This window comes from Falsiroseomonas sp., assembly GCF_051859025.1.
Lineage (GTDB): Bacteria > Pseudomonadota > Alphaproteobacteria > Acetobacterales > Acetobacteraceae > Falsiroseomonas.
In genome coordinates this window covers 119,201-131,318 of the sequence record NZ_JBHYGL010000012.1, presented here as the reverse complement: position 1 = coordinate 131,318, position 12,118 = coordinate 119,201, and the positions used below count along the sequence as shown (strand labels likewise).

The window sequence follows — 12,118 nt, the reverse complement described above, 5'->3', positions numbered from 1 at the left end:
CCCGGGGCTCAGGAATGGGGTTGACGCGGGGCGGCGGGTGCCTGCGCGGCGGCCTGCACGGCGCCGAGCATCGCGGCTTCTCCGCCGCGCGCCATCTCGGCAGCCAGCGCCTCGGCGCCCTTGGCTTCGGCGGCGGCGAGGATCTGCTTGTCCAGCTCCTCCACGTCGGAAAGCCGCTGCGGCCATTCGCCGGTCCGGATCGCCTGGATGCAGCGCACCACCTCCACCAGCCCCTGCAGCAGCAGCAGGAAGCCGACGATGGGAATCAGACCCTTGAACGGCCAGATGATGGGGCCGCTTGGGCTGAACATGCTGCGTTCATTCTGCGCCATGCTGACCGCGAAGAAGGTCCAGCCGGAGATCATGAAGGCGAAGATCGCGGGGAAGAAGAACAGGATGTACAGCGTCAGGTCGAACTTGGCCTGCAAGGCGGGGCTGAAGTTGCGGTACAGGAAGTCGCCGCGCACATGCCCGTTGCGCGACAGCGCATAGGCCCCCGCCATCATGAACAGCGTGCCGTACAGCATGTAGGACACGTCGTAGCCCCAGGTGGTCGGGGCGGCGAAGAAGCGCCGGGCGCAGACATCGTACACGATGACGCCTGTCAGCAGCAGGATGCACCACGAAAAGGTCTGGCCGACCAGCGTACTCAGCCGGTCGATGCCGAGGAGGATCTGCTGCACGCGCGCGCCTCTCCTGAAATGAAAAGCGCCCCGGCCTTGCGGCCGGGGCGCCGCCCGCTCAGCCGCGGGCGAAGAAGTGGTTGTAGGACACCGCCGGCGATGCGGTGGCGCGCAGGAAATACGCGCCGACGCGGCGGCACCAGTCGCGCTGGCTGTCGCAGACCTTCTTGAAGAAGGGATCGGCCTCGTAGCGCGTCAGCACGCCGTCCCAGGCGCGCAGCTGTGCGTCCAGGATGGAACGCGGGGTGGACCGCACCTGCACGCCCTGCTGGCTCGCCATCGCCTGCAGGTCGCGGGGGTAGCGATCCATCGCCTTCCACAGCATGTCGGACGAAGCCGCTTCCGCCGCGATCTTCAGGACCTGCTGCAGTTCCTGGGGCAGCGCTTCCGCCTTCTGGCGGTTGAACAGCACCTCGAAGGATTCGACGGGCTGGCCGAAGCTCTGCAGCATGTAGTTCTTGGCCACGTCCGGGAAGCCGAGCAGGCGGTCGGAGGACGGGTTGTTGAACTCCGCGCCGTCGATCACGCCGCGCTCCAGCGCCGGCACGATCTCACCACCCGGCAGCGACACCACGGCCATGCCGAGCGTCGTCGCAACGTCGGCGTTCAGGCCAACGGTGCGGTAGCGCAGGCCGCGCAGCTGTTCCGGGTTCTCGATGTTGTTGCGGAACCAGCCCAGCGGCTGGCAGGGCATCGGGCCGGTCAGGTAGCCGATCGCGTTGGCGCGGACGATGCCGTGCATCAGTTCACGGTACAGGGCCTCGCCGCCACCATGGTAGAACCAGCCGAGGAACTGGTTGGCATCGCCGAACCAGGGGGCGGAGGTGCCGAACAGGCTGAAGGCCGGGTTCTTGCCCCACCAATAGGCCGTGACGCCATGCCCGCCATCGAGCGTGCCGGCGGAGACCGCATCCAGCAGCTGGAAGGCGCCAACCACCGCACCCGCCGCCAGCAGTTCCAGCCGCAGCCGGCCGCCGGAGAGCGTGTTGACGCGGCTGACGTAATCCTGCGCGAATTCATGGAAGATGTCGCGCTGCGGCCAAGTGGACTGGAAGCGCCAGGTCACGGTCTGCGCCCGGCTGACACTCGGCGTCATCAGCACCGTGGTGCCCACCGCGCCGACGGCCGCAGCCTTGAGAAGCCCGCGACGTGCGGGCGTATGCGTCTCGGTCATTGTTCCCTCCAGCGGGGCGCCTCTCGCTCAGCGAGTCAGGCGCCCGGTTGCTCCCTGGATGTCCCATTACGGAAGCCGGGGGGAAACTGCAATGGTGGGTATACCCCTTGCTATTTCGTGACGAAGGCCTTCTCGACGACATAGGTGCCGGGGGCGCTGTTGGACCCTTCCTCGAAGCCGCGGGCTTCCAGCAGTGTCCGCATGTCGGCGTTCATCGCCTCGCTCCCGCAGAGCATCACGCGGTCCGTGGCGGGGGAGATGGGCGGCAGGCCGAGTTCCCGGCAGATCTGCCCGGATTCCAGCAGCGTGGTGATGCGGCCCTCGTGGATGAAGGGCTCCCTCGTCACGCTGGGGTAGTAGGTCAGCTTCTCCCGCACCAGTTCGCCCAGCAATTCGTGCTCGCCCAGGCCCTCGATCAGCTCCCGGTAGGCCAGCTCCGCCACCTGCCGCACCGTATGCGCCAGCACGACGCGGTCGAAGCGGTCATAGGTATCGGGGTCGCGCGCCAGGCTCATGAAGGGGGCGAGCCCCGTGCCCGTGCCGCAGAGCCACAGCGTGCCGCCCGGCGCCAGGTTGTCCGGCACCAGCGTGCCCACCGCCTTCCGCCCGATCAGCACGCGGTCGCCGGGCCTGATGTGCTGCAGGCGGGATGTCAGCGGCCCGTCCTGCACCTTGATGGACAGGAACTCCAGGTGCTCCTCCCAGGGCGGGCTCACCATGGAATAGGCGCGGACCAGCGGCTTGCCGTCCACCATCAGCCCGATCATCGCGAACTGGCCGGCGCCGAAGCGGAATTGCGGGCTGCGCGTGCAGGTGAAGGAGAACAGCCGGTCCGTCCAGTGATGAACGGTCAGGACCTCCTCCAGGTAGAAGCCGGGGGGGGCCGCCACCGTGCTGGCGGAGGCGGTGTCGGGGGCGGAATCGCGGATGCTCATGGCACCTAGATGCGCCGGACCGCGCAACCCTGCAACGTGAAAGCCCGGCCGCCGATGGCGCCTCGCAACCCGGCGGCGGCGGGGGCCGCGCCCCCGTATCCGCCCGCCACCGCCAGCCCGTTCAGGCCGCGCGGATCCCGGCCAGGAAGCCGTCGATATCCGTCCGGAGCGTCGCCGAATCGGCGGAAACCTGCTGGATCGTGCCCAGCATGTCCCCGGTCGCGCCCCCCATGGCGTTGGCCGCCGCGGTCACCGCCGCGGTCTCCCGGGATACGGCCTCGGTGCCGTTCGCGGTGCGCTGGATGCTCGCCGCGATCTCCTGCGTCGAGGCCCCCTGCTGTTCGACCGCCGCGGCGATGGTGGAGGAGACTTCGTTCATCTGGGAGATCCGCTGGACGATGCCCTGGATGGTGGCCACCGCCTCCCCGGTCGCGGCCTGGATCTCGCCGATCTGGCCACCGATCTCCTCGGTCGCCTTGGCGGTCTGGGCGGCCAGGCTCTTCACCTCGCTCGCCACCACGGCGAAGCCCTTGCCGGCCTCTCCGGCGCGCGCCGCCTCGATCGTCGCGTTCAGGGCCAGCAGGTTGGTCTGATTGGCGATCCCGCTGATCAGGCGCACCACTTCGCCGATCTTCTGCGCGGCCACCGCCAGGCCCTTCACCGTTTCATTCGCCGCCTCGGCCTCGTTCACCGCCTCGCCCGCCATCACGCTGGCATGCCGCACCTGGCGGGAGACCTCGGAGACGGAGGCTGTCAGTTCCTCCGTCGCCACCACGACGGTGCGGACCTCGCCACTCGCCTGGTCGGCGGCGGCGGCAACCCGGGCGGCAAGCTGGCGTGTCTCATCGCTCGCGCCCCCGACGGTGTCGGCGGCGCGCGTCATCGCCCCGGTCGAGCCGCCGACCCGGCCGAGCGTGGCGTTCACCGCGCTGTCGAAACGCTGGATCAGCGCCTCCATCGCCGCGACGCGCCGCTGCCGCGCCGCCTCGGCCGCCGCGCGTTCCTGCTGCAGGTCCACCGCCTGCTGCGCGTTGCGCTTGAACACCTCCAGCGCCCGGGCGAGTTCGCCCACCTCGTCCCGGCGGGTGGCGTGCGGCACCGTGGTATCCAGCTTCCCGCCCGCCACGTCACCCATCGCGACGGTGATTCGCTCCAGCGCCACCAGGACATGGCGGCGGAACAGCCAACCGCCGATCGCCAGCGCGGCCAGCGCGGCGGCGGCAAGGCCGGCGACGACGAACAGCCGCATCCGCGCCGCCTGCAGCGATTCCTGGCCGATCCGCCGCATCTCCACGATCGCAGCATCGCGCAGCCCGAACATGGCGCTGGCCGCCGAGACGCTGCGGTTCCAGCCCGCGACGTCGCCGGTGAAGCCGCGCCCGGCCCGCGCCTCGGTGCTGGTGGTCAGGAAGAAGCGCTTCGCCTCCATCACGCCACCGATCGATGTCTCGAAGGACTGGCGGATGGCGGGCGGGCGGGTCTCGGCCATCGCAGCGGCGCGCAGGCGGGCGAGCGTGAGGTCGAAGGCGCCGCGCCCGGCCTCGGACCGCGCGAGCTCGTCAGTCGTGATCTGGCGGTTCTGCCGCAGCGGCCCACCCACAGGGATGATGAAGCTCGACAGCGCCTCCCGCAGTTCGAGCACCGAGCGCGCGATTCCGGCCATGTCGCCGATCCGCGTATCGGCAGCGATGACGAGCTGCTCGACGATGTTCATTGCCTCGTTCAGCGGCGCCTGCATCTGCACGTTGCGGCCCGAGAGCACCGGCTGGGACGGCACGCGTTCCGCCGCCGGGCGGGGCATCATCGAATCCACCTCGCCCCGCCAGGTCTGCAGATTGCGCTGCAATTCCTCATAGACCGTCGCGACGCGGGGCGGGATCACCTCCCCCGCCGCCGCGATCCCGGCGCGCGCGGCCAGCACGCGTTCGTCCAGCGTGCGGCGCGCGGCGGCCAGCGCCGTGCGGTCGGCCGCCGCGGGCTCCGCCACGCCGAGCACGCGCGCCATGATCGAGCGCTCCTCGGACATCATCTCGGGCACGATCAGCATCGTGGCCAGCGCTTCTCCGACCGCCGAGGCGGTTCGGGTCCGCTCCAGGTCACGCCAGCTCGTCGCCAGGACGAAGGCGCTGACGCCGACGACCGTGACGGCAACGGCCGCCAGGGCACCCGCGACGATGTGGCGAATCTGCATGCCGGAAACCCCTCATGACGAAGCACGTCACCTGCTCCACGCCGGATGCCTTAAGGCAGGACGGTTAAGCCGCGGTTGAATGTGGCCGATTTTCAGGCACACCGCGGGCCCTTGCCTTCGGCCAGCCGCGCCCCGAGGCTGGGGCCATGGACAACACGCCCCTTCCCACCGGCCCCGCCGTGGATCCCACGCCCCGCCCCCTGCCCGCCCGCATCCCCCATGCGGGCCGCGCCGTGACGCTGGAGCCGCTGGCCGTGCGCCACGCGGCCGAATTGTGGGATGCCGCGCAGGCCGACCGTTCGGGCGATGGCTGGACCTATATGGGCTACGGCCCATTCGGGGACGCCGATGCCATGCGCCGCCACGTCGCCGCCTTCGCCGCCCAGCACGACCCCATGGCCTGGGCCATCCGCCCGCACAGCAGCGGCGCGGTGTCCGGCTGGCTGACGCTGATGGAAATCCAGCCCGCCAACGCGGCGATCGAGATCGGCCACATCTGGTTCTCACCCCGGCTGCAACGCACCCGCGCGGCGACGGAGGCGATGTTCCTCCTGATGCGCCATGCCATGGATGACCTCGGCTACCGGCGACTGGTCTGGAAGTGCAACGCCCTCAACGCACCCTCCCGCGCCGCCGCGGCGCGCCTTGGCTTCACGGAGGAAGGGACGCTCCGCGCCCATCTGGTGGTGAAGGGCAGGCGCCGCGACACCGCCTTCTATTCGATCCTCGACGATGAATGGCCCGACCGCCGCGCGCGCATCGGCGCCTGGCTGGACGATGCCAACTGGGACCATGCGGGAAGGCCGCGCGCCTCCCTCTCCGCCGCCATGCGGGGGGGTTGATCCACTTCCCGCTCGAAACCGGCGGGGCGGTCCTGTATCCTGAACAGGCCTGCAACCGGGGAGAACCGCCATGACCTCGCTATCCAGCGTGATCGATTTCGGTGATGTCGCCGCCTGGGGCCTCATCGTCGCGATCGCCGTCTTCGCGGTCGCCATCCGCCGCCTGCCGATGGGCGGCGCCGTCGCGCTGGCCGTTCTTGCCGCGCTCGCCGCCAAGTCGGTGATGATCCCGCTGATCTGACGGCCTGCCCACTGGTTGCCATACCGGCCAGCCTGCCGCACCCTCCGCCTGTTGCCCTATGGCTGCGGAGGCGCGTGATGGCGCGGGATATCGACGACAAGGTTGGCGCTTTCGTGCCGGGGCCGCGGCTTGAGATGCCTGGCGCGGCCGCCGGGCCGCTCGCCGGGCTCGATTTCGCGGTGAAGGATCTGTTCGACGTCGCCGGCGCCGGCACCGGCTACGGCAACCCGGACTGGGCCCGCACCCATGCCCCCGCCGCCGCCACCGCCCCTGTCGTGCTGGCGCTGCTCCAGGCCGGGGCCAGCCTGCGCGGCAAGACCAAGACCGTCGAACTCGCCTATGGGCTGACCGGCGAGAATGTCTGGCAGGGCACCCCCATCAACCCCGCGGCGCCGGACCGCTTCCCCGGCGGTTCATCGTGCGGTTCCGCCGCCGCGACCGCCGCGGGGCTCGTTGATTTCGCGCTGGGTTCGGATACCGGCGGTTCCGTCCGCATCCCCGCCAGCTATTGCGGGCTGTATGGCATCCGCCCCTCCTGGGGCGCGGTCAATCTGACGGGCGCCTGCCCGCTCGGCCCCAGCTTCGACACCGCCGGCTGGTTCGCCACCCGCGCCTCCATCCTCCGCCGCGTCGGCGACGTGCTGCTGCCCGGCGGCGGCGAAGGCGCGCTCGGCCCGCTGCTAAAGGTGCAGGAGGCCTGGGTGAACGCCGTGCCGCAGACCGCCACCGCGCTGGTCCCGGCGCTGGCCGGCGCCGAACGGGTGCTCGGCCACGCCCTGTCCATCCACCTGGCGCCCGAGGGGCTGGACCAGCTCTTCGAACATTTCCGCGCCGCCCAGGCGGAGGAAGCCTGGGCCAGCCTCGGTTCGTGGATCGAGGCGGTGAAGCCCGCCTTCGGCCCTGGCGTCGGCGAACGCTTCGCCGCGGCGAAGGCGACGGACCCCGCCCGCGCCGCCGCCGCCCGTGCCTTCAAGGATGTCTTCCGCACCCGCATCCGGGCGCTGCTCGATGGTGGTGCCGTGCTGGCCTACCCGACCTCCCCCATCCCCGCGCCGCACCTCAATGCCAGCGGCGAAGCGCAGCAGGCGGTGCGGGAGCGCACCATGGGCGTCACCGCCATCGCCGGCCTGGCGGGGCTGTGCGAGGTGACGATCCCCTGCGCGAAGGTGGATGGCGCGCCGGTCGGCCTTTCGCTGGCCGCCGCGCCGGGGCGGGACCGCGCGCTGCTGGCCCTGGCGGAGAAGGTCGCCGCCGCGCTGCACCTGCCCCTTTGACCTGTCATGGCTCGCTCTGGCCTGTCATGCCTCAGGCGCGGATGGCGGCGCCTTGCCGCGGCCGGGCGAGGCGCGTAATTCCAGCGGAGCCTTCTCAGACAGGTAAGCCGCGCCGCCATGCTGATCCGTGACGCCCAGCCGGCCGATGTGCCGGCCATCACCGCCATCTACGCGCATCACGTCGCCGTCGGCACCGGCACCTTCGAGGAACAGCCCCCGGCCGAGGCCGAGATGGCTGCCCGCATCGCCAAGGTGCAGGGCGCGGGCTGGGCCTGGCTGGTGGCGGAACTGGACGGCGCCGTCATCGGCTATGCCTATTTCAACCAGTTCCGCGACCGCTCCGCCTATCGTTTCGCGGCCGAGGATGCGATCTACATCCGCGACGATGTCCGCGGCCAGGGCGTCGGCAAGGCGCTGGTTGAGGCGCTGCTGGCCCGCGCCACGGATTGCGGCTTCCGCCAGATCTTCGCGGTGATCGGCGATTCCGAGAATGTCGGCTCCATCGGCCTGCACGTCTCGCTCGGCTTCCGCCAGGCCGGCGTGCTGAAGGCGGCGGGGCTGAAATTCGGCCGCTGGGTCGATGTGGTGTTCATGCAGCGCGCGCTGGGCGAGGGCGACCGCACCACCCCGGCCTGATCGCCCCGGCCTGATCGCCTCAGCCTGATCGCCTCAGCCTGATCGCCCCGGGCGCCGTCGCTACCGCAGGGCGGAAAACGCCAGCGCCAGGCCATCCAGCACCCAGAGCACCAGGGCCAGGGCCGCCACCCTTTCGGCGTGCCACAGCAGCCTGACGCGCATGATGGCGGCCATCATCGCGCCCCGGTCCTGGTCAGGCAGCCGGTCCGCCACCCCGTGGCCCGCGGCCAGCGCCCACAACTCGCTGTGCCGCATGTTGCTGCGGGGCACGCGATGCGCCTGGATCAGCAGGCCCACCAGCGTGGCCGCCGCCACCCAGGCGCCCATCCGCAACGCCAGCACGAGGTCGAAGGACAGGGCCAGCATCAGCGTCGCCGCCGCCAGGCCCGCGAAGCCGAGCGCCCTTCGGATCACGTAATCCGCCAATGCGACGAGCTGATCCATGCGTCCTGCCTCTCCTCCGGCGATCCTGCCATGCGGGGGGCACCGTGCGTCCAGGCGAAAACGCGCAGGCATCCGCCGCCGGGCGCCATCGTGGCGCCCCCGGCCAATGTGGCCGGATGATGCTGCCAAACCGATAATGCGCCACACGGTTCCGATGGGTGGTTCCGATGGGCGGGTACGGGGGCACGCGGCGTCGCAATTCGCGACGCCCTACCCCGCCCCTTCCTCCGCCCGCCAGGCCTGCAATTTGCGATAGATGGTGGAGGGGTTGATGCGCAGGATCGAAGCCGCGCGCGGCACGTCCTGCCCCAGCTGGTCCAGCGCCGCCAGGATGTAGCGCTTCTCCACCTCCGCCAGCGGCTGGAAATCCTCGATCCGCGGCGGCGGCACCCAGGGAAGCGCCGGCTCAGGCTCGGGTTCCGGCAGGTGCGGCATCGGCGCCATGGGCGGCGGCGGCGCCTCCTCCTCCGGCTCCGGCCAGGCCTGCGGTTCCAGCCGCGTCACCACCGCGACCGGCATCGGGGGCGCCACCGGCATAGGCGGCGGCGGCGGCGCGGCGGGCATGGGCGCGCGGCCGGACGCCGTGCGCGGCAGCATGGGCGGCAGCATCGCTGCCTCCACCCTTTCGCCGTCATGCAGCACGACGATGTTGCGGATCACGTTCTGCAACTGCCGGACATTGCCCGGCCAGGGATAGGAAGCCAGCGCCGCCTCCGCCTCCCGCGCGAAGGCCCGGAAGCGCTTGCCTTCCTCCTTCGCGAAGGCGGCCAGGAAATGGCGCGCCACCAGGGCCACGTCGGCGCCCCGGGCGCGCAGCGGCGGCATCTCCACCGGCACGACATAAAGACGGTAGTACAGATCCTCCCGGAACCGCCCGGCCTCGACCTCCGCCCAGGGGTCGCGGTTGGTGGCGGAGACGAAGCGGACATCCCCCTTCTCGGGCTTCGAGGCACCGACCGGCTGGTAGCTGCCCGTCTGCACGAAGCGCAGCAGCTTCACCTGCATGTCGAGGGGCAATTCGCCGATCTCGTCCAGGAACAGCGTGCCGCCATCGGCCAGCTTCGCGGCGCCCAGGCGGTTATCCGTCGCCCCGCTGAAGGCGCCCTTCACATGGCCGAAGATCTCGCTCTCCAGCAGGTCGCGCGGGATGGCGCCGCAGTTCAGCGCGATGAAGGGGCCGGCGCGGCGCGGGCTCGCGCGGTGCACCGCCTCCGCCGCCAGTTCCTTGCCGGTGCCGGACTCGCCGGTGATGAAGACATTGGCCTTGCTCGCCGCGACGCTTTCGATGGTGCGGTACACCGCCTGCATGGCAGGAGACCCGCCGATGAACCCCATGAAGCGATCGCGCGTCAGCTGCGCCTTCACCTGGCGCAGCTCGGTCGCCAGGGCGCGCTTCTCCAGCGCGTTCTGCAGCGTCACCGTCAGGCGCGTCTTGGCGTAGGGCTTGACGATGAAGTCGACCGCGCCTTCGCGCATCGCCTCCACCGCGTGGTTCACGCTGCCATGGGCGGTGACGACGATAATGGCGGTCTCGATGCCCGCGGCGCGCAGCCGGCGCATCGCCTCGAAGCCCGAGAAATCGGGCAGTTCGATATCCATCAGGATGGCGTCGGGCCGCCAGGCGAGGGTCTGTTCCACCGCCGCCGCGCCGGTTTCCGCCACGCGGATCTCGTGGCCCAGATCGCGCAGCAGCGCGCGGGCAACCTCGGCCTGGGTGGGCGTGTCCTCGACGATCAGGACGCGCGCGGCAGCCCCGGCCATGGGGGGCTAGGCGGAACCGGGGGGATTGTCGGCCAGCGCGGCAAGTTCGGCCAGCGCGGCCCGCGCCTCATGCTGCACATGCAGCGAGATGGTGCGGGGATCGACCTGCGTGCGGTGATCCATGCCGAGCCGCGCCACATGTTCCAGCCGACGCGCGCCGACAGCCGCCGCGGCGCCCGCCAGGCTGTGCGCGGCGCGGCGATAGCCGTCCTGGTCGCCATTCGCGACCGCGGCTTCAAGCTGGCCGGCCAGGCGGCCCAGGTCATCCTCGAAGGTCCGCACGATGCGCACGAAATCCTCGAGCGGTAGTTCGGCAGCCAGTTGTCCGGCGATTTCAGGGTCGATGGCGCTCACCTCGAACCTGTGGCACTCCGCGACGAGGCGGTCAACGACCTGCATGGCGGGGAAGGCGATGGCGGCCTGCATCATCACGACCCCCGCGCTTCCAGCGCCGCCTGGCGGCCGCGCAGGCGGAACAGATCCCAGGCGCCGGCCGTGTCGCGCCGGGGCTGGCTGGCGAAGGCGGACAGGCGCAGCAGCGCCGCCTGCACCCGGTGCCCGGCCAGCGCCGCGCCATCGGCATCCAGCGCCAGCAGGCTGCTGCGGCAGGCCTGGGGCGCGTCCTCATCCAGCAGCCCCGCAGGCGCGGCATAGGCCTGCGCCACCTGGCGCCGCGCCGCGCGGCGCAGCAGTGCCTCATGCCCATCGGGGTCCAACACCCGCACCAGCCGGTCGGCCAGCGGCTTCGGCAGGCAGCCCACCGGGCCGCAGGCCGCGAGGTGCAGCCACAGATCCCAATCCTCCGCCCGGCGCAGCTGTTCGTTGAAGCCGCCCACGGCGCGCAGCAAGGCGGTGCTTGCCATGACGGTGGAGGTCGCGACCAGCGGCTCGGCGTAGATCCGGGCCTGCGCGTCGCTGTCCATCACGAAACCCTCCCGCCGCATCGCATGGCGGGCGGAGAAGGCGGCGCAGCGGCCAAGGCCAGTGGCCAGCGCCGCCCCATCCTCCGCGAAGCGGCGATGATCGGTGAAGGAGAAAGCGAGGTCGGGATACAGCCGGTGCAACTCGAGCTGCGCCGCGATCTTGCCGCGGCGCCAGCGGTCATCGGCATCCAGGAAGGCCACCAGCGGCGCCTGCGCGGCGGCGATCCCCGTATTGCGCGCCGCCGCCGCGCCCTCTCCGGCCGAGACCAGCGGCCGGATGCGGAGGTCGGCCCGCGCGATGCCGCGCAGGTAGTCGGCCGTGCCATCCGTGGACCCGTCATCAATCACCAGGATCTCGATATCCGCGCGGCCACCGATGGAAGCGATGGCACCGGGCAGCCAGCGGATCGCGTTGCGGGCGGGGATGATGACGCTGAGCCTGGGGGTTGCGGACACGGGCGCCTCTCGAACTGCATCGCGGCGGACCGGGACAGGCCCGCCTGGAGGGGCCGTTGCAGGGGGCGTGCCGGAGGGTTGCGTTGCAGAATGCAAGAAGCCTGGGTCGGTGATGACGGGGGGGGCGGGCCCCCCCCCCCCCCCCCGGGGGGCGGGGGGGGGCGGGGCCCCGCGGGTTTTGCAAAGACGACCAAAACCCAGGGGAAGCCCGGGGGGTGGCGAAACCCCGCGGCACGGCGCCTGCGTAGAAGCAGGCGGCGCAGCCCCCAACCGCGCCGGAGGAGTCCGAACCATGCCGTTCGACGCCATGCCCCTGGGCCCGACCACCCCCACGGCCCCGCTTCTCTGCATCCTGCCCGCCGATGGCCAGGAACCCACGGAACTCGCCAGCCTCCGCCGGATGGGCTGCCAGATAGTGACCTTCGTCCTGACGGACGACGCCGCGCCATCATCCCTGGCCCGGACCAATCCCCTCGCTTTGGCCCGGGCAAATCCCCTCGCCCTGGCCCGGGCAAATCCCCTCGCCCTGGCCCGGGCAAATCCCCTCGCCCTGGCCCG

Annotated in this window: 13 protein-coding genes; 5 read left to right on the top strand and 8 right to left on the bottom strand. The window is 71.2% G+C overall.

The features are described 5' to 3' along the window. Positions 1–8: 8 nt before the first annotated feature. The 4 genes from ACTIE5_RS12715 to ACTIE5_RS12700 form a co-directional block, all read right to left on the bottom strand. Entirely contained in the window at positions 9–683 is a 675-nt protein-coding gene (locus ACTIE5_RS12715) for a TRAP transporter small permease subunit (RefSeq protein ID WP_439550076.1), read from the bottom strand. 58 nt (positions 684–741) lie between these two features. Then, positions 742–1,857 carry a TRAP transporter substrate-binding protein gene (locus ACTIE5_RS12710; protein WP_439550075.1) on the bottom strand — a complete coding sequence of 372 codons (1,116 nt, stop codon included), beginning with the start codon at positions 1,855–1,857 and terminating at the stop codon, positions 742–744. Positions 1,858–1,967: 110 nt separating this feature from the next. Further along, a complete protein-coding gene (locus ACTIE5_RS12705; RefSeq protein WP_439550074.1) occupies positions 1,968–2,792 on the bottom strand; it encodes a ferredoxin--NADP reductase in 825 nt (274 codons plus the stop codon). 121 nt (positions 2,793–2,913) lie between these two features. Continuing rightward, entirely contained in the window at positions 2,914–4,983 is a 2,070-nt protein-coding gene (locus ACTIE5_RS12700) for a methyl-accepting chemotaxis protein (RefSeq protein WP_439550073.1), read from the bottom strand. 146 nt (positions 4,984–5,129) lie between these two features. On the opposite strand from ACTIE5_RS12700, the gene ACTIE5_RS12695 reads away from it, so the two are divergent. From ACTIE5_RS12695 to ACTIE5_RS12680, 4 genes are all read left to right on the top strand, one after another. Further along, on the top strand, positions 5,130–5,825 hold the full coding sequence (locus tag ACTIE5_RS12695) for a GNAT family N-acetyltransferase (protein ID WP_439550072.1): 696 nt from the start codon (positions 5,130–5,132) through the stop codon (positions 5,823–5,825). Between the two features lie 70 nt (positions 5,826–5,895). Continuing rightward, positions 5,896–6,066 (top strand): hypothetical protein, encoded by a 171-nt coding sequence (locus tag ACTIE5_RS12690; RefSeq protein WP_439550071.1) that lies wholly within the window; start codon positions 5,896–5,898, stop codon positions 6,064–6,066. A 77-nt stretch (positions 6,067–6,143) separates the two neighbouring features. Next, positions 6,144–7,340, top strand: a complete 1,197-nt coding sequence (locus ACTIE5_RS12685) for an amidase (RefSeq protein ID WP_439550070.1) — start codon at positions 6,144–6,146, stop codon at positions 7,338–7,340. A 117-nt stretch (positions 7,341–7,457) separates the two neighbouring features. Further along, positions 7,458–7,976, top strand: coding sequence for a GNAT family N-acetyltransferase (locus ACTIE5_RS12680; protein ID WP_439550069.1), 519 nt, complete (start codon positions 7,458–7,460; stop codon positions 7,974–7,976). A gap of 60 nt (positions 7,977–8,036) precedes the next feature. On the opposite strand, the gene ACTIE5_RS12675 is transcribed toward ACTIE5_RS12680, so the two are convergent. The 4 genes from ACTIE5_RS12675 to ACTIE5_RS12660 form a co-directional block, all read right to left on the bottom strand. Beyond that, positions 8,037–8,420 carry a hypothetical protein gene (locus ACTIE5_RS12675; protein ID WP_439550068.1) on the bottom strand — a complete coding sequence of 128 codons (384 nt, stop codon included), beginning with the start codon at positions 8,418–8,420 and terminating at the stop codon, positions 8,037–8,039. A gap of 210 nt (positions 8,421–8,630) precedes the next feature. Further along, positions 8,631–10,181, bottom strand: a complete 1,551-nt coding sequence (locus ACTIE5_RS12670) for a sigma-54-dependent transcriptional regulator (RefSeq protein ID WP_439550067.1) — start codon at positions 10,179–10,181, stop codon at positions 8,631–8,633. A 6-nt stretch (positions 10,182–10,187) separates the two neighbouring features. Beyond that, entirely contained in the window at positions 10,188–10,610 is a 423-nt protein-coding gene (locus ACTIE5_RS12665; protein WP_439550066.1) for an Hpt domain-containing protein, read from the bottom strand. Then, a complete protein-coding gene (locus tag ACTIE5_RS12660) occupies positions 10,610–11,560 on the bottom strand; it encodes a glycosyltransferase family 2 protein (protein ID WP_439550065.1) in 951 nt (316 codons plus the stop codon). Before ACTIE5_RS12660 ends, ACTIE5_RS12665 begins: the two co-directional genes overlap by 1 nt. 292 nt (positions 11,561–11,852) lie before the next feature. Between ACTIE5_RS12660 and ACTIE5_RS12655 the strand changes: the two genes are divergently transcribed. Next, a partial coding sequence (locus tag ACTIE5_RS12655) for a hypothetical protein (protein WP_439550064.1) occupies positions 11,853–12,118 on the top strand: 266 nt, incomplete at its 3' end.

Coding starts and splice junctions, on each gene's coding strand:
- ACTIE5_RS12700 (WP_439550073.1), bottom strand. CDS start 4,983: ATGCAGATTCGCCACATCGTCGCGGGTGCCCTGGCGGCCGTTGCCGTC.
- ACTIE5_RS12665 (WP_439550066.1), bottom strand. CDS start 10,610: ATGATGCAGGCCGCCATCGCCTTCCCCGCCATGCAGGTCGTTGACCGC.
- ACTIE5_RS12680 (WP_439550069.1), top strand. CDS start 7,458: ATGCTGATCCGTGACGCCCAGCCGGCCGATGTGCCGGCCATCACCGCC.
- ACTIE5_RS12705 (WP_439550074.1), bottom strand. CDS start 2,792: ATGAGCATCCGCGATTCCGCCCCCGACACCGCCTCCGCCAGCACGGTG.
- ACTIE5_RS12685 (WP_439550070.1), top strand. CDS start 6,144: ATGGCGCGGGATATCGACGACAAGGTTGGCGCTTTCGTGCCGGGGCCG.
- ACTIE5_RS12675 (WP_439550068.1), bottom strand. CDS start 8,420: ATGGATCAGCTCGTCGCATTGGCGGATTACGTGATCCGAAGGGCGCTC.
- ACTIE5_RS12695 (WP_439550072.1), top strand. CDS start 5,130: ATGGACAACACGCCCCTTCCCACCGGCCCCGCCGTGGATCCCACGCCC.
- ACTIE5_RS12710 (WP_439550075.1), bottom strand. CDS start 1,857: ATGACCGAGACGCATACGCCCGCACGTCGCGGGCTTCTCAAGGCTGCG.
- ACTIE5_RS12670 (WP_439550067.1), bottom strand. CDS start 10,181: ATGGCCGGGGCTGCCGCGCGCGTCCTGATCGTCGAGGACACGCCCACC.
- ACTIE5_RS12690 (WP_439550071.1), top strand. CDS start 5,896: ATGACCTCGCTATCCAGCGTGATCGATTTCGGTGATGTCGCCGCCTGG.